Annotated in this window: 1 protein-coding gene; it reads right to left on the minus strand. The window is 66.7% G+C overall.

The window, feature by feature from the left end:
- A partial coding sequence (locus tag EOD29_RS32470; protein ID WP_127248850.1) for an AAA family ATPase occupies positions 1-264 on the minus strand: 264 nt, incomplete at both ends.

Raw genomic sequence — 264 nt, forward strand, 5'->3', positions numbered from 1 at the left:
GCGGGCGCGGCCGAGTGCATCGAGCTCATCGATGAAGATGATGGCCGGCGCCTTGGCGCGCGCCTGTTCAAAGAGATCGCGGACGCGCGCAGCACCGACGCCGACGAACATCTCGACAAATTCGGAGCCGGAAATCGAGAAAAATGGTACACCGGCCTCCCCTGCGACTGCGCGCGCCAGCAGGGTCTTGCCGGTACCAGGTGGGCCGACGAGCAGCACCCCTTTCGGCATCCGGCCACCCAGCCGGCCGTAACCTGCCGGATC

The organism is Mesorhizobium sp. M1A.T.Ca.IN.004.03.1.1 (assembly GCF_003997555.1).
Taxonomy (GTDB): Bacteria; Pseudomonadota; Alphaproteobacteria; order Rhizobiales; family Rhizobiaceae; genus Mesorhizobium.